Below are 16,873 nucleotides of genomic sequence, written 5' to 3'. Positions count from 1 at the left end.
CAGAAACGGGGTCAAAATGATATTTGATAAAAAGAGTTTTAGTGTAGTGTTATGTATGCTGGCTATACTGGGAACGCTTGGGGGATGTTCAGCGCCTGGTGCGTCCGTTGTGGATGAGAATTTACTGGGAATGGCAGACTCCGGTACGGAACAGATGACCATCATTATCACATGTAATTCCAAACTGGATCATTTTGCGGCTGCTGTTAAGGAGCGGTTTCCTGATATCAGGCTGGTACAGGACTGCTATACGGGGCAGTACCGGATCAGCGAGCATATTGCCCGTATTGAGAATCATGATTTTGGAGATATCCTGATGGTGAAGGCAGGCCACATCCCCAAGACTGACATGTCGGACCATCTGATGGATCTGTCTACCCAGATTTTTCCGGCCCATTTTAACCCGAATGTACTTCAGGCAGATGAAGATGGCCATATTCGCCTGATTCCGGGGCCTTTAAGTTTTAACTGCAATATCTATAATAAAACATTGTTTGAGGAAAATAGCTGGGAGGTTCCGGGAGACTATGAGGAACTTTTGGCTTTGAGCCAAAAGATTGACAGGACCGGAATCCGTGGATTTCGGAACAGCTATTTTGACTCTGCCTCACAGAGCTACCAGATTTATCAGTACAGCGTCTTTTCCGCGCTGGACACATTGACACAGGTAGAAGGGCAGAACTGGCATAATAAACTTATGGCGGGAGAGAAGATTTCTCTGGAACCTATGGAAACTGCTTTTCAGGATATGCGGCGCATGATGGATACCGGGGCAGTCCGGGCCGAAGATATGGATGTTACGCTCAACGCCAATCTGGAGGCAATGGCGAACCGGGAGGTTGCCATCGGCAGCGGGGAGATCGACCATATCCGGAGGCTTAACTCAAACAGTAAGGATGAGTTTTGTTTCATGCCCCATTTCAGTATGACAGATGGGCAGGGCTGGCTTTTGAATCTGGGATTCTTTTTCGGAGTCAACAATGAGTTGAAGCAGCCGGGCAATGAGAAGAAGCGGAAGGCAGTGATGGAACTTATGGACTTTATCGCCTCAGAGGAAGGGCAGAATCTTTTGGTGGAGGATGGGCTCGGTATGATGCCTGCTACCATTGGAGCCGTCATTCCGGACGATCCGGTACTGGACCAGATCCACACACATATAGAAAGCGGACGCTATATCATGCGGCCAACCTATGATATGTTTTCCTCTGTATTGAGCACGGATATCGGAGGATTTATACGGGGAGAGATAGACAGCAGGGAGATTTTGGATAAATGCAGCCTGATTTTAGAACAGGGGTCTGCTCCGGTGCAGGTATTAGGAGAGGCGGAGGAGGATTTTACCATTCCTCAGGCAGGCTGCTTAAAAGCAGATGCTCTCCGCGCGGCAACCGGCACGGACATTGCCCTGATTGCCGTATCGGAGGTGAACGGTTATGACCCCGTAGGGGGAACCAGGGCAAAGCTGTACAAAGGATTTGTCACCGAAGATGATATCACCCGAATGACACAGATTCATATGGATACGCCTCTTATGAGTATGAGCGTTTCAATGATGGGCCATGAGCTCCTGTCTCTTCTGGAATACGGAGCCACATCAGGACAGGAGCAGCAGGAGGGAAAGGTGAGCCGGTTTCATCCCTTTGCTGTCTCCGGCGTAAATCTTACTTATCATCTGGATAGAGAAGAGGGGGAACGTGTTTCCGGGGTGATTCTGGAGGGCGGCGGAAAACTGCAGCCGGACGCATTGTATACGATCTCCTATATTAAGGGAGCGTTTACGGAGGGGACATTAGACGGGACGGAAACCGGTATTACGATGACAGATGCGCTGCGGAATTATGTAATGACAGAAAAGCGCGTTGCCCCGGATAAAGACCGAATCCGGTTCAAGGCTGCAAAACGACCTTGAATTCTTTTTTGAAAGGTGTATAAGAAAAACTTTGGCTCTCAACAAGCAGAGCCAAAGTTTTTTCATTTTTGGGACGAACATATTACCGGAAATCATAATTAAACCTCCGCCCGCTCACCATTCTGTAAAAACCGCTGTTCAAATTCATCTACAGGCATGGGTCTATAGAAAATAAACCCCTGTATATAATCACATCCCAGTTCCTTTAAAAATTCTACATAATCCTTTGTTTCAACACCTTCGGCAACTGTTTTTAAATTCAGTTCTTTGGCGGTCTCGACAATATGGCGGACCAGAATTCGTTCCCTGGGGTCTGAGTAATTCTGGAACAGAGAGCGGTCAATTTTCATGGTTTTCAGCTCTGTGTTTGTCAAAACGCTGAAAGAGGAATAGCCGCTACCGAAATCATCAAGAGAACAGGTAAAACCGTAATCCCGCAGATGTTTCACCACGGTCTGCACCAGGTCTATCTGATTTAATACAATGCTTTCAAGAAGCTCAAATTCTATACAGTCTTTGGGACAGGGGACTTTTTCATATACTTGCTTGTATTCGTCAAAAAAGTAGCGGTAATTAAACATATTACTGGAAAGATTGACGCTGATTTTAATTTTCTTGCCATAAAGATCAATCCAGCGGTTAATGACACGGCATACATGTTCAAACATGTATAAGTCCAGATCGCCGATCAGGCCGTTTTTTTCCAGCTCCGGCAAAAACTCTCCTACAGGTATCATCCCTTTTACCGGATCAATCCATCGTACCAGTGCTTCGGCTTCCTTGACCTCTCCCGTTTGCAGATCTACTTTCGGCTGAAGATAAAGCTTAAAGTCCTCGTGCTCCATCGCCGGACGGAAATCCTGTTCCAGATTGTAATTTCCCAGATTCGAATCACGGTAAGTCAGCCCATATACCTCCATATGTGAGTTGCGCAGACGGCTTTCCGCGCTTTCTGTACGGCAGATATCGGCATTGTACTGTGCGGTAAGGAAATCCGGGGGATTGTGCCCAAGCCGGAATATACCGTATCCCATATATATTTTTCCGTACTGCTCACCGTAGGGCCAGTCGCGTATTCTCGTATTAATATCGATAATATAATGAAAGATATCGTCATAATCCTCCGGTATATGAACCAGAAGAAGATAATATCCTGAATGGATATGTGCTATATATTCTTCGGGTTTCAACCAGGACTCAACGCAGTCATAAATCATGGCGGTCAGGCGATCCCCGGCTTCCCGTCCAAACAGCCGGTTAAAAATGCGAAAACGTTTGATTTTCATGCTGACCAGGGCGTATTCTTCGGAATTCCTTTTACATAGTTCTTCATAACGTGTTCTTATCCATTGTTCATTTTTTAAATCAGCCATCGCGTTATCCTCTGTTTTCCATTACTTTTTATCAAATGAATATCTGTTTGGTTTATGAGATAAAATTCTGTTAAAGCCGGTGATTGCGAATTATATGTCATATTAGAAAGTTATCTTAAAAACATACGAAAAAGTTATAAAATCAGCTAAGCTGTCTATAACTATATCACAATTGTAACTGCCGGGCAATGTTGCAGACTAAAATTTTGCAAAATCGTTATATGATACCGAAGTCGTGCAGCGTGATCTGATCATTCCATGGTGCCCTGATTCTGCTGCTCACCGACTGCTGCCTGTACATTTGCCTCCGACACGATCGGAAAGCTGGCGGCAGAGCAGCAGGGTGGAGGAAATAAAACCGAATGAAAAAGAGAAGGGGAGTCAGACTGTCGATACGGTCTGGTTCCTCTTCTCTTTTTTGTGAACGGCTGCTGTCATTCCGTTTCCTGTTTTCCTAAATATTCCTGTTCAAATTCTTCCACAGGAACCGGCTTGCTGAATAAGTAGCCCTGGAACAGATCGATTCCGCAGGCGCGCAGGACTGCAAACTGTTCCTCACTCTCGATTCCTTCCGCCACCATGCGGATTCCCAGCTTGAGACAGACCTCGGAGATGGATTCCACGATCGCCCGGTTCCTGGAATTCGTGGTGATGTGATCGACCATGCTCTTATCCAGATTTAACGCGTCGAAGCTCACCTCGGACATGAGAACGACATTGGCACATTCCGTGCCGAAATCATCGAGAGTAACCGTAAAACCTGCGTTCTGAAGCTCTGTGATTAACTGTTTGATGTTGAGGTTTTCCTCGTTATGAACTTTTTCCGTGATTTCGATCTCCAGATAGCCCGCCGGAATCCCAAACTGGTTACAGATGGCCAGGAGCCGTTCGGAAAGCGCCGCCTCCCGCAGAGTGCGGAGCGAAAAGTTGACGGATACAGGGAAAATCTGTCTTCCCTGATCCTGCCACGCCTTAAGTTTGGAGCACACGAATCGGAAAACGTAGAAATCGATCAGGCTGACCGTATCGAATTCCTCCAGCAGAGGAAGAAATTCGTTGGGAGTAATCAGGACGCCAGGCTGCGGTGTGTAGCGGATAAGCGCCTCACAGCCTACAATCAGGCGGTTTTCCGACGAAATCTTAGGCTGAAAATAAACAAGAAAATGGTTTTCAGCGAGCTCCCTTTTTAAGGTTTCAGAATCGGATAAATGCTGCAGCAGCCTGTCGTTGCAGCGGCGGTATCTGCGGGACACAGGATTGATCCGGTAGAATGCCTTTTTATTTTCATACATTTTCGCGTCGGCCGCCGCGATGATCCGGCTGATGTTCTCAATGCTTTCCATCCATTGGGAGCCGATGGCAGCCTGGCAGTCGGAGTCGTTCCGGAACCTGGCTTTCAGCTCACGCACCTGATTCAGGAAAACCTCCTGCGTGATGCCCGGACTGATGATGACAAACTCATCCCCGCCGATCCGATAGAAATCCGCCTGTGTGAAGGTGGATTTAATCCGTTTGGCACACTCGATCAGGACGCGGTCTCCGAATTCGTGACCGTAGTGGTCGTTGATGTCTTTGAGCCCGTTGACGTCCAGATAGACAATACCCACAGACTGCTTCGAATGAGCCAGAGCCCCGGTATCGACGATGTATTTATTTCTGTTGTAAAAATCGGTCAGTTTGTCGTAATAGCTTAAATGGGTCAGCAGCTGTTTGCTTTCCGAATGGCTTCGTGCCAGCATCAGGAAGTAGCACAGCGTCTGAAGCAGAGGAGCTATGTTCTGGATCCGGTCGGGCGGCGGATTATCGACTCCCAGATACCCGATCAGAGTGCCATCCTGCTCCAGAGGGGCGGCCACCAGGCTGGTAATTGACTGCGCATGGAGAATTCGGTATTCTTCAGGATCAGATTCCCGTATTTGCTCCATATCCTCGATAAACACGCACTCTTTTCTGCTAAAATAAGTCAGCCAGCGGGTGATCAGGTTTAGGGGAAGGTCTTGAAGATTCATCTTTTGCGATTCGACCCCGTGGCGGCACCATTCATAGTCATTGTACATTTTTCCGTCTCTTATGTAGAGGATGTAGGCCCGGTCGGCGGAAAGAAAACTTCCGAGGTGCTCCAGGACCTGGGCGATGGCGGTATCAATATCTTCAGTCTGATACAGTGTCTGGACACATTCCGTAATCATCTCATTGGTCTCCAGCGTCAATTTAAGCTGGAGCTTCTCCTTCTCTGATTCTGTGGTATCGAAGGCAAGCTCCATACGGGCAGCCCGCCCCTCCCATTGAATCAGCCGGTCTTTTAAAATGTAGTGGCGCCGGGTCAGCGGATTGGTGTATTCCCATGTGTAAATCTCACCCTCCTTCAGGATCGGAGAGGTACAGAATTCACACGGCGAATCGAAGCCCTGCAGGACTTTATAGCATTTCTGTCCGTCCATGGTATCGACGTGAAATGTTTCCTGGCCGGCTTTATTTACAAATAACAAGGTGTGATCTTCAAGGTCGGAGACGTAGACGAGTTCGGAAATCTCATTCATGGGACCGAGAAGGTTATCCACCATATGGGAGAGATGTTCCTTCCTTTTCCGGTCCTCCTCCTCAATCTCCTGAAGCTTCTTCTGACGTCTGGCCTGTTCGGAGCTGTACAGGTAGAAAAAGAAGATCATCAGAACGAAGAAACAGTTTAACAGAAGCAGGCTCTTTTCTGCAAGAAGTTCTCTTTTTTCGGAAAACTGCTCTGCGGCAAGAACCGCCTGGTCAGCCAGATCAAAGTAGGATTCACTGTTTTTGAACAGAAGTTCCGCATCGCCGCCGGACCGGACAAGATAGATTTCTTCCTTTAAAATGCTCCAGTCCGCTACCATCTGGAGAATCAGGTCCTGAAACTCCCTGCTGTCCATGCGGATCAGCCCGTGATCACCGTTTCCTGACTGCAGTTCATCGAGAATGCCGTCCAGCTTCGCAATCAGTAAGTCATTGGGAATGCCGTTCAGCTCCTCCTTGACGAGACGCTGGGTCGCACCGCGGACAATGCCGGCGTGGTTTATGACCATGGCATTGCCTTGAAGATTATGAAGGCATGAAACCGAAAAAATGCTGGAAAAAACCAGCGCTATAGTAAAAATGACAGGAAATATTCTCTTTTGCATGAGTGCCTCCGGGTCCGCTATCATGATAAATTATACTGCCTTTAAGAGTACCATATTTAGCAGGCTGTTGCAAGGAATAAAGAGAGGACGAAGCGATTTTAGCCCCATCTTCTATATTGTAGACGCAGGAGCTCTGTGCTAAAATAGGAACAGAAACAGAAGGCCGCCCGGGGAGAAGGGAGTATACCGTGGACTTATTTTATCATGAGACATTTATGCAGAGTGAGCAGATGCCGATGGAGCTTCGCCTGCACCGCGGACAGATTAATTACATGATTCTGGAGCACTGGCACCGGAGCATTGAGATCGATTATCTGCTGGACTGTGAAGCCGATTTTTATATGAACGGGAAGAAGAAAGCCGTGTCCGCCGGAAGCATCACGCTGATCAACAGCGGGGATATTCATGCCCTGGAGCCAAGAGAAGTACCGGAAGATCCGGGGGATGAGATTCACGGTATTTCGTTGTTTATTTCCTACGAATTTCTGAAAAAGATATGTCCTGAGATCGATCAGATTACCTTCGAACTGGAGGGAGCGGAAGAACGGCTGCATGAACTGAAGGGGATCTTCGATGACCTGATCCGTCTGGAGCTGAGCCCTGCGGAAGAGTACGGCTATTTAAAGAAGAATGCGCTGCTCCATCAGCTGATGTACCTTCTTCTCACGTATTTTAAAAGACCGAAAAACAGCTCGGCCGTAAAAAGCCAGAAGTATATCGACCGCCTGCGCGTGGTGCTGGACTACGTGGAAGAGAACTACCAGGAACCGCTGACGCTGCAGGGGGTGGCGGACCATTTTAACGTGTCCATGGAGTATCTGGCGAGAATATTAAAGAAGTATACGGGCAACACATTCAAGACGCATTTGAATCAGGTCCGCGTCAGCAAGGCGTTCCGGGATCTGCTCGAGACGGATTACTCCATCCTGGAGATTGCCATGCGCAGCGGATTTCCGGATACCCGGTCCTTTATCAATGTTTTTCGGGACACGTACGGCATGACGCCTTCCCAGTACCGGAAAAAGAACCCCAGGCGGGAGACCGTGAAGGAAACCGTCTCTGCCGAATATCCGCCCCATATCAGGGTGGTGGAACCACAGAGAGACAACAATTAGTATAGGCCATGGCCGGCAGAATACTGGAGCAGTTCCAGCGTCTGCCGGCCCTCTCTTAAGGAGCGTTTGAAAAAATGTCAAGAAACGTATCTGTTTTCAATAAATAATGTAAAGATTTCACAAAGTGAATCCGATACAATTAGAACATAAGACGCGTCCTTAACAAAAAAAGAGAGGTTATTTAAAAATGGAGAAAATTTCGTTAAAAGAACGGTTCAGTTATGGGTTGGGAGATTTGGCCTGCAATTTAATGTTTCAGCTGATTACAGCGTATCTGATGTTTTTCTATACCGATGTAGCGGGGATCGGACTGGGGGCCATCAGCCTGATTATGCTGGTCGCCAGAGTGGTGGACGCGGTCACGGATCCGATGATGGGGGTAGTCATCGACAAGACTCATACCAAATGGGGAAAAGCAAGGCCTTACGTGCTGTGGATGGCGGTTCCCTTCGGAATCATCAGCGCTTCCATGTTCCTGGTGCCGAATTTCGGCGGAACTGGCAAATTTATCTACGCACTGATCACCTATATTCTGTTCTGCATCGTGTATACAGCCCTCAATATTCCATACAGCACCATGCTGTCCTGCATGACGGATGACGTATCCGACCGGCTCTCCTTTAATATGTTTAAGTCTCTCGGAGCCAGTCTGGGCGGATTCATCGTCATGGGAGCGACCCTGACGCTGGTCGGCATGATCGGCCGGGGGGATCAGAAAAAAGGCTTCTTCGGTACGGTTGTTCTGTACGCGGCTGTAGGCATCATACTTCTGATGATCTGTTTTAAAAATACGAGAGAGCGGATCATACCGGAGACGGAAAAGGATTCCGTGGCAGGCGCTATAAAGGTTGCCGTCAAAAACAAATACTGGCTTCTGTTCTGCGGAATCACCTTCTTCACCTTTGCCGGCATGATTCTGAAAAATCAGTCCACCATGTATTATGCAAAATACTACCTAAACAACGAGGGAATTGCCTCCCTTCTGATGACGATTCCGACACTGCTCTCTTTCCTCATGGCATTTGTGATTCCGACTCTGGCAAAGAAGATCGGAAAACGCAACTGCATTCTGTCCGGCGGGCTGGCTACCATCGCAGGAAACCTTGTGGTGCTGATCTCCAGAACGAATCTGGCCGGGATTCTGGCGGGTACGGTCTTATGCGGAATTGGCCTGGGGCTGGGAATGGGAGTGACATTTGTCATGGGAGCGGAGACTGTGGATTACTCCGAGTGGCAGACGGGAAGGCGTCCGCAGGGAATCATGACCGCCCTCATGGGCTTCGGCGTAAAGCTGAGCATGGCAATGTCGGGCGTGGTAGGCGCCCAGATCCTAAAATTCGGCGGCTATGTGGAAAATTCGGAGCAGACAGAAGGCGCGCTTCGCGCGATTCAAATGAATTATATCTGGATTCCGGTCATTTTTTTCATCGTGGTGGTCATACTCAGCTTGTTCTATGATCTGGATAAGAAATATGAAAAAATTCTGGCTGTAATACATGAAAGGAGAAATTGATGGAGAAAAAATGGAACGAAGCAGAGAAGGAGGGCTACCGTCTCATTTACAATGAGGGGGGAAAGGATCTCGGAATCTCTTTCGGCAGTAAGGTGACGATTATAACAGAGGATGGCTTCGCCTTCAAGGATTTTCTTGGAACAGGAGAGCTGGCAGCCTATGAGGACTGGAGACTGCCCGCAGCAGAGCGGGCGGCGGACTTGGCTTCCAGGCTTTCGATCGAAGATATTGCCGGCCTGATGCTCTACAGCGCGCATCAGCTGATTCCGGCCAGGGGGCCGCTTTCAGCCGCTTTCGGGGGCACGTACGGCGGAAAATCCTTTGATGAGAGCGGAGCGGACCCGTGGGATTTAACGGATCAGCAGAAGGAGTTCATCGTAAAAGACAGGGTGCGCCACGTGCTGATTATGAAGCTGCAGGACACGGAGACTGCGGTCAAATGGAACAACCGGCTTCAGGCGCTGGCGGAAAACACCGGCTTTGGAATACCCGCCAACAACAGCTCGGACCCGAGGCACGGGGCGGGCGCTGCGGCGGAATACATGGGTGTGACCGGAGAACCCATATCCAAATGGGCGAATGGAATCGGCCTGACCGCTGCATTTGAGCCGGAGGCGGTAAGAGAATTCGGGGAGATCGGCGCGGCGGAATACCGGGCGCTGGGGATCACGACGGCATTGTCCCCGCAGATCGATCTGGCCACGGAACCGAGATGGATGCGGTTTGCGGATACATTTGGCGAACATACGGAGCTGACCGTGGAAATGACGCGGGCGTACTGCGACGGATTCCAGACTACAAAGGGCAGCGAGGATGGCTGGGGTGCGGACAGCGTCAATACCATGGTAAAGCATTTCCCGGGAGGGGGGCCCTGTGAGGCAGGACGCGACGGCCACTACGCATACGGAAAGTTCGCGGTCTATCCCGGCGGGAACTTTGAAGAGCATCTAAGGCCCTTTACGGAGGGCGCCTTCTCGCTGAACGGCGGTACGAAGACGGCCAGCGCCGTGATGCCTTACTACACGATTTCTTACGGCGCAGACCAGACCTGCGGTGAAAATGTAGGGAATTCCTTCAGCAAATATATCGTAAACGATCTGCTCCGCGAACGGTTTGGCTACGACGGCGTCGTGTGTACGGACTGGGGCATCACCCACGATATGGGAAAGACGGAAGAGGAGTTTGCCGGAAAATGCTGGGGTGTGGAGACACTCACTGAGGCGGAACGCCATTTAAAGGCTCTGGAGGCCGGTGTGGATCAGTTCGGCGGAAACAACGATGCCGGGCCGGTGCTGGAGGCTTACCGGATGGGGTGTGAAAAATACGGGGAAGAAGCCATGCGCAGCCGCTTTGAACGGTCCGCCTCCAGGCTGCTCCGAAACATATTCCAGACGGGTCTGTTTGAAAATCCGTACCTGGATTTGGAGCATTCCTGCCAGGTGGTGGGCTGCAGGGAATTTACGGAAAAGGGATACCTTTCCCAGCTGAAATCTGTGACGCTCTTGAAGAACCGGGCCGGGGTGCTTCCGCTTAAAGAGCACATAAGGGTATATATTCCACGGCGCCATATCCGCCCATACTTGGATTTTATGAGCTCCATGACGCCGGATATGCATGTGGAACCTGCCGGCAAGGGCGCGGCCGCCGATTACTTTGTGGTCGTGGATACGCCGGAAGAGGCTGACGCTGCCATCTGCTTCATCGAATCGCCAGTTTCCGTGGGCTACGATCCGGAAGACCGAAAGCAGGGCGGCAGCGGATACGTTCCGGTAACGCTTCAGTACAGGCCCTATGAGGCGAAGCAGGCGAGGCTTCACAGCCTGGCAGGAGGCGATCCGCTGGAGGATTTTGACGACAGGAGCTATCGCGGAAAATGGAATACTGCGGCAAATGAAGAAGATCTGGATCTTGTCCTTGATACGAAAAAACGCATGGGAGACCGCCCGGTGATCGTATCGGTAAACTTGAAAAATCCCATGGTGATGGCGGAGCTGGAGCCCTGCGCTGACGCGATCCTGGTGGATTACGGGGTATCCCCCCAGGCGGTGCTGGACGTTATCACAGGCAGATTTATCCCCTGCGGCCTCCTTCCGCTTCAGATGCCGGCCGATATGGATACCGTGGAACGGCAGGCAGAGGATGAGGCGTTCGACATGGAGTGCTACGTGGACAGCGAGGGCCATGTCTATGAATTCGGCTTTGGCATGAATTTCGACGGCGTGATTGAAGACGAGAGAACTGAAAAATATGGGAGACAGAACAGAAGGAGGACAAAATAATGGCAGGACAGTTTCAGTATGACAGCCTCCCGGTGGTGGAGACGAAGGCCGGGAAGCTCAGAGGATATCAGTGGAAAGGGACGTATATCTTCAAAGGAATCCGTTACGCAAGGGCGAAACGGTTTCAGCTCCCGGAGGAAGCAGAACCCTGGGAGGGAGTCCGGGAGGCGGCCTCCTATGGCTTCGTCTGCCCGATGCTGACAAGGGACAATCCGCAGGGCGAGCTTTTAGTTCCCCACCGCTACTGGCCTCAGGACGAGGACTGTCTGAGCTTAAACATCTGGAGCCAGTCTCTGGACCGGAGCGCGAAGAAGCCGGTGCTGTTCTGGATTCACGGCGGGGCGTTTTCCATGGGAAGCTCCATCGAGCAGAAGGCGTACAACGGAGAAAATATGAGCAAATACGGGGATGTGGTAGTCGTTACCGTAAACCACAGGCTGAACATCCTTGGATACTTCGACATGTCTCCTTACGGTGAAAAGTACGCTGGCTCCGCCAATGCGGGCCAGGCCGATCTGGTGGCCGCCCTGTTGTGGGTCAGGGACAACATCGAGGCATTTGGCGGAGATCCGGGCAACGTGACCATCTTCGGACAGTCGGGCGGCGGCATGAAGGTGAGCGGCCTGATGCAGACCCCGGAGGCCGACGGGCTGTTCCATAAGGGAATGATCATGAGCGGCGTGGCGGGCGATATTCTTCCCTATTCTACTGGCGATTCCAGGCCGTTAATCCGGGCGATGCTGGAAGAACTGGGACTTACGGAAGATGAGGCCGGGCGGCTGGAGACGATTCCCTACCACGACCTGGCAGCTGCGTATAACCGGGTGAGTCCTGCAGTCGCCAAAGCTGGCGGTTACATCGGATGCACGCCCAAACCGGCCGATTTCTACAAAGGAGAGGGTCCGGCGGTTGGATTTACGGAACATGCAAAGACCATACCGGTGATGGTCGGTACGGTTTTTGGCGAGTTTGCGATGGCGCCGCTGCCCTTTAACAAGGAGCAGATACCAGAGGCAGAATTAGAGGCGGTTCTTGACAAACGTTTCCAGGGCCGTGGGAAGGAGCTGAAGGCCGTCTTTGCCGAAGCGTATCCGGGAAAGAACCCGGCGGACTTACTCACGCTGGATACAATATTCCGCGGGCCGACCAGGGAATTTGTGCGGGCGCTGGCCGCCGCGGGCGGAAGCGTGTATTCCTATTTATTTGCGCTGGAGTTCCCGTACCAGAATCAAAAGACGGCGTGGCACTGTTCCGATATTCCTTTTGTTTTCCACAACACGGAGCTGGTTCCGGTTGCCAACATTCCGGAGGTGTCAGACCGTCTGCAAGAGCAGATCTTCGGCGCGGTTATGGCTTTCGCCAGAACCGGCAAGCCGGAGTATGAGGGGCTGCCCCAGTGGCCTGCTTCGCGGGAGGACGACGAGGCGACCATGATCTTCGACCGTGTCTGCGAGGTCCGCCATAACCACGACGACCGCCTGTTAAAGCTGCATGCGGAAGCGTCGCCGAAGTTTGACCTGGCGGCCATGATGGCGAAAATGGGGGATGAGATTCAGCACTGACTGCGGTGAAAAATACGAAAGATATATGGTGTAGCAAAAGGGGGAAGGCATTTATGCCTTCCCCCTTTTGCTGATATTCCCTGACAGTGTTAGTTCACAGCTTTTAATTGATAGCAAATTATAAATGCAACATTTCTTATATTTTGCGCAACATGGATACAAGAAATGAATGAGATAAAAGAGTATGATAAATTCATGAGTGGTGAAATTGCATATAAAATATGAAATAAATGCAAGATAAAATGTGTGTTATATATGAAAAAAGCAGTTTCACGAGGATAATTCTTTTATTATGTTAAAAGGAGATGATGAGACAGGACATAAAAATATTATAATATCTAAAATATAAGAGAGGTATTGGAAATGAAAATACATTTTTATGGAACAGGAGCTTCAGAGGGTTTTCCGGCGTTATTCTGTGAGTGCGAATCGTGTCAGCAGGCCAGACGATCTGGAGGTAAGGATATCAGGACTCGTTCATCACTACAAATTGATGACAGTGTGTTAATAGACTTTTCACCGGATACTTTTGCACATACAATACACGATGGTTTAAGGCTGACGGAAATAAATAACCTTCTTATAACACATTCTCATCCGGATCATTTTTATCCGATGGATGTTGCAAATGTGCTTATGCCTATGGCAAGAACACATGAAGGAAGGCGGCTACAGGTTTATGGAAACAGAAGAATAGGCGAGGTCTTAAATAGTATTTTATTAAATAACAGCGAATCAGAAAAAAAAATAATTTTTAATGAATTACATAGTTTTCAAAAGGTACAGATGGATGACTATGAAGTAACACCGCTTAGAGCAGATCATATGAGAAATGAAGAGTGCTTTATTTATTCCATTAGTAAGTCCGGTAAGCGGGTTCTGTGCAGTTTTGATACAGCAATGTTTTCGGAGGAAGTTTGGGCAGCAATTTCAGAAAGCTATTTTGATTGTGTGATTCTGGATTGCACGTCTATTGACAAAGACAGCTATTTCAGCGGACATATGGGATTTGGGGAAAATGTGAAAATAAAGGGACGGATGCTCAAGCAAAAAAATGCAGGAGAAAAGACAATTTTTATTGCAACACATTTTGCTCATTCATTTGCTCCGTTCCATGAGCGGTTATCAAAATTATTTATGTCGGATGGTTTCATTCCTGCATATGATGGCCTGGAAATTATGATTTAGTTGGAAGGCGGATTATTTCTGTATTGCCTGGGGGTGATATGGTAAAATTTTTTAAACATACTGGAAAAGTAGGACTGATCAGAAAAACCGCAGGAATGAGCAATATCTCCGATCCCGGCAGTGCTGTATTTCAATAAAGATGCGGCCTTTTTTAATCGAAAATCCAGGATGAATTCTTTTATAGACTGATGAGAAATCTGACTGAAAATGCGGTATAAGTGGGAGCGGTTAATGCCAATGTAACTGGCAATTTCAGTTACAGATAGATCCGGATTATCGTAATTACTCTGAATATACTTAATTGTATTATAGTAATAGTCGGCGTTTGTTGTATTTAACCGAATTTGATTTACAGAGATCAGGAGAGAAAATATCTGGTACAGATGTCCTGTTAGAGCGCATTCCAAAGCGGGTCCTGTTAAGGAGAGCTTTACAATAGAACTCATATTTTGAATGAGATTCCCATCATCATCGTAGTGGATGACAAGATTATCATCGGTGAATCCACAGAGTCCAAGTAAACGGCTCACATCCGTTCCGTTAAAACCTACCCAATAATATTTCCAGGGAGCAGAAAAATCGGCCTGATATCGAACTGTTTGATAGGGGAGAATCAGAAAGGCATCGCCCTGACTTATGTGATAAGTTTTGCTGCCGGTAGAGTAAGTACCGCCTCCATCTATAATATAATGAATAATATAGTGATCGTAGGTGGCAGGCCCACTGACATGCCCTGGGGCGCAATTGTTTTTATAGCCGCTTTGCCAGACGGAAAGAGACGCAGGAAGAGAGAGTCCAGCTGTATAATCCTTAAATTCGATGTACCATGTATCTTTTCTTTTGGTTATATCTTCAAGTTTATATTTTTTATCGTTAAGCACAGGACTGCCTCCTCCCGCTTGAATGCTGATATCATACTATCATAATTAAAGTCCTTTATCAAGATGTGAGAGGTGTTTACTCCTGACATATAATAAGAACAATATTAATAAGCAATATTTAATAAGAAAGGATGAGTGTAATGAAAAAAAGTTTGCGACAATTAAAAAAGGTATTGGCGGTATTGACCATTGCAGGAACCATAACGGCACTTTCCGCATGTGGAACTTCCAACGATAGTATGTCCTCTGAGTCAAAGATGTCTTCGGAAACAAGTGCAGCGGAAAGCACCAGCGCGGAAGGCAGTGCTGCAGAAGCAAAGTCATTAGAAGAGCCGGAGGGAAGTGATGAGACTTTTTATCTGACCTCCGGAAATAATGCGGAACTGACAGCCAGAATGCGCCATTGTTGGGTAGATAATGGATACCTTTACCAGCAGTTGACATTTCGTGCGCTGTTTCTTGCAGATCAGACGCTGCAGAATGTAAAGCCTGATCTGGCCTCTGGTTATGAAATGTCGGAAGACGGGATGACCTATACAATTACCATGAAAGATAATTTAAAGTGGTCAGATGGAGAGCCGCTGACAGCCGAAGATGTAGCATTCAGTATCAGAACGCTTCTTCATGCGTCACAGGCGAATGGGATCTACACCACGGCATTCAATAAACTAAAGGGAGCTGCTGCATGGGTAGACGGTACCAGTGACCAGTTGGAGGGACTGACTGTGCAGGGAAATGAGATTACATTGTCGCTGACAGAACCATTCTCCAATATGATTCCTGTGCTGGCTCAGTTTGCAATTTACCCGGAGCATTGTTTAAAGGATGCGGATCCGCTGGAAATTCACAATAATGTTTTCTGGGAAAAACCAGTTGGAAGCGGTATGTATTACGTTTCTGAATTTAATTCCGGAAATTATTTTGTACTGGAACCAAACCCATATTATGAAGGGACAGCACCGCAGATTAAAAAGGTGCAAATCAATTTTGTGGGTGATAATATTGCAGAGGCACAGGCAAATCACATGGACTATTATGATACAAATGCACCGAGTGATATCAGTGAACTGGACAAGCTTACTGCTTTTCAGAAATATCCGGTTGATATGATGTTTTACCGTTATTTTATCTGTAACTTAAAGGATATGGATGGGAATGAAAATAAACTGATCGCAGACAAACGTGTGCGTGAAGCATTTCTCTATGCGATTGACACCCAGAGTTTGATTGAAAATATTTTCCCGGATCTGGCAACACGTACCTGTACCGGAGTACCGTCTTACGATCAGCGGTATGACTCCTCTTTAGATCAGTATCCATATAATCCGGATAAGGCAAAAGAATTGCTGAAGGAGGCAGATTATGATTTTTCCACGCCTCTGAAAATTCGTTATTACTATAAAGACCAGTCTACGGTAGATTTTATGGAAGCGATTGCTTATTATTTAAGCCAGGTAGGAATTACCTGTGACGTTCAGATGTTCCAGGAGAGCGGAACTCAGGGAATGTTTGTGACAAGGGACTACGATCTCAGCTATAAGGGCCTTTCCGCTTTTGATATCAGTGAATGGTATTCCGAGTATACATCTACTAATAAAAATTTCAGCAATATTTTAGGGGGAAATACGGTATTTGATGATTTGACAAACAGGCTGATGACTGCAACCCGTGCAGAGGAGCAGGATGCCGTGCTTGACAAACTGCAATCGTTAGAACAGCAGGAACTCTTAAAGCTTCCGATTGCAACGTTCAAGAGCATTATCTATATCAATCGTGGCAGAGTCTGGCTTCCTGATGATGTGCAGTTTGGAAATCCCAGATATCGTTATGATATGAAGTTTGAACAATGGAAAATGTATTAATCCTTAATCCGGGCTGCTTTAGCAGCCCGTGATTTATAG

The 16,873-nt window shown here is 48.2% G+C and carries 10 protein-coding genes; 7 read left to right on the top strand and 3 right to left on the bottom strand.

Features of this window, described 5'->3' with window-relative positions; genetic code table 11:
- Positions 1-16: 16 nt before the first annotated feature.
- Entirely contained in the window at positions 17-1,909 is a 1,893-nt protein-coding gene (locus M1L66_RS22180; protein WP_434688266.1) for an extracellular solute-binding protein, read from the top strand.
- A 98-nt stretch (positions 1,910-2,007) separates the two neighbouring features.
- Here M1L66_RS22180 and M1L66_RS22175 read toward each other — a convergent pair whose 3' ends face one another.
- Entirely contained in the window at positions 2,008-3,282 is a 1,275-nt protein-coding gene (locus M1L66_RS22175; protein ID WP_434688264.1) for an EAL domain-containing protein, read from the bottom strand.
- A 434-nt stretch (positions 3,283-3,716) separates the two neighbouring features.
- On the bottom strand, positions 3,717-6,434 hold the full coding sequence (locus M1L66_RS22170) for a sensor domain-containing phosphodiesterase (protein ID WP_434688262.1): 2,718 nt from the start codon (positions 6,432-6,434) through the stop codon (positions 3,717-3,719).
- 188 nt (positions 6,435-6,622) lie between these two features.
- Between M1L66_RS22170 and M1L66_RS22165 the strand changes: the two genes are divergently transcribed.
- From M1L66_RS22165 to M1L66_RS22145, 5 genes are all read left to right on the top strand, one after another.
- A complete protein-coding gene (locus tag M1L66_RS22165) occupies positions 6,623-7,549 on the top strand; it encodes an AraC family transcriptional regulator (RefSeq protein ID WP_434688259.1) in 927 nt (308 codons plus the stop codon).
- A gap of 187 nt (positions 7,550-7,736) precedes the next feature.
- Positions 7,737-9,062 carry an MFS transporter gene (locus M1L66_RS22160; RefSeq protein ID WP_434688257.1) on the top strand — a complete coding sequence of 442 codons (1,326 nt, stop codon included), beginning with the start codon at positions 7,737-7,739 and terminating at the stop codon, positions 9,060-9,062.
- Positions 9,062-11,341, top strand: a complete 2,280-nt coding sequence (locus M1L66_RS22155; RefSeq protein ID WP_187018682.1) for a glycoside hydrolase family 3 protein — start codon at positions 9,062-9,064, stop codon at positions 11,339-11,341. The genes M1L66_RS22160 and M1L66_RS22155 overlap by 1 nt, the downstream gene beginning before the upstream one ends.
- Complete coding sequence (locus tag M1L66_RS22150; protein WP_434688255.1) at positions 11,341-12,903, top strand: carboxylesterase/lipase family protein; 1,563 nt, start codon at positions 11,341-11,343, stop codon at positions 12,901-12,903. Before M1L66_RS22155 ends, M1L66_RS22150 begins: the two co-directional genes overlap by 1 nt.
- A gap of 363 nt (positions 12,904-13,266) precedes the next feature.
- Positions 13,267-14,091: an MBL fold metallo-hydrolase gene (locus M1L66_RS22145; RefSeq protein WP_434688253.1), complete on the top strand. Its 825-nt coding sequence runs from the start codon at positions 13,267-13,269 to the stop codon at positions 14,089-14,091.
- Here M1L66_RS22145 and M1L66_RS22140 read toward each other — a convergent pair.
- On the bottom strand, positions 14,088-14,972 hold the full coding sequence (locus tag M1L66_RS22140) for an AraC family transcriptional regulator (protein WP_434688251.1): 885 nt from the start codon (positions 14,970-14,972) through the stop codon (positions 14,088-14,090). The genes M1L66_RS22145 and M1L66_RS22140 overlap by 4 nt on opposite strands.
- A 140-nt stretch (positions 14,973-15,112) precedes the next feature.
- Here M1L66_RS22140 and M1L66_RS22135 point away from each other — a divergent pair, with 140 nt between their 5' ends.
- Positions 15,113-16,834: an ABC transporter substrate-binding protein gene (locus M1L66_RS22135; protein WP_434688249.1), complete on the top strand. Its 1,722-nt coding sequence runs from the start codon at positions 15,113-15,115 to the stop codon at positions 16,832-16,834.
- Positions 16,835-16,873 lie beyond the last annotated feature (39 nt).

Source organism: Hungatella sp. SB206 (assembly GCF_051132295.1).
GTDB classification, from domain to species: domain Bacteria; phylum Bacillota; class Clostridia; order Lachnospirales; family Lachnospiraceae; genus Hungatella; species Hungatella effluvii.
Note: the sequence above shows the minus strand (reverse complement) of the source record. Positions and strands in the feature narration are given on the sequence as shown.

Excerpts from the sequence above, each read along its gene's own strand:
- M1L66_RS22180 (WP_434688266.1), top strand. The coding sequence starts at position 17 with ATGATATTTGATAAAAAGAGTTTTAGTGTAGTGTTATGTATGCTGGCT.
- M1L66_RS22175 (WP_434688264.1), bottom strand. The coding sequence starts at position 3,282 with ATGGCTGATTTAAAAAATGAACAATGGATAAGAACACGTTATGAAGAA.
- M1L66_RS22170 (WP_434688262.1), bottom strand. The coding sequence starts at position 6,434 with ATGCAAAAGAGAATATTTCCTGTCATTTTTACTATAGCGCTGGTTTTT.
- M1L66_RS22160 (WP_434688257.1), top strand. The coding sequence starts at position 7,737 with ATGGAGAAAATTTCGTTAAAAGAACGGTTCAGTTATGGGTTGGGAGAT.
- M1L66_RS22155 (WP_187018682.1), top strand. The coding sequence starts at position 9,062 with ATGGAGAAAAAATGGAACGAAGCAGAGAAGGAGGGCTACCGTCTCATT.
- M1L66_RS22150 (WP_434688255.1), top strand. The coding sequence starts at position 11,341 with ATGGCAGGACAGTTTCAGTATGACAGCCTCCCGGTGGTGGAGACGAAG.
- M1L66_RS22145 (WP_434688253.1), top strand. The coding sequence starts at position 13,267 with ATGAAAATACATTTTTATGGAACAGGAGCTTCAGAGGGTTTTCCGGCG.
- M1L66_RS22135 (WP_434688249.1), top strand. The coding sequence starts at position 15,113 with ATGAAAAAAAGTTTGCGACAATTAAAAAAGGTATTGGCGGTATTGACC.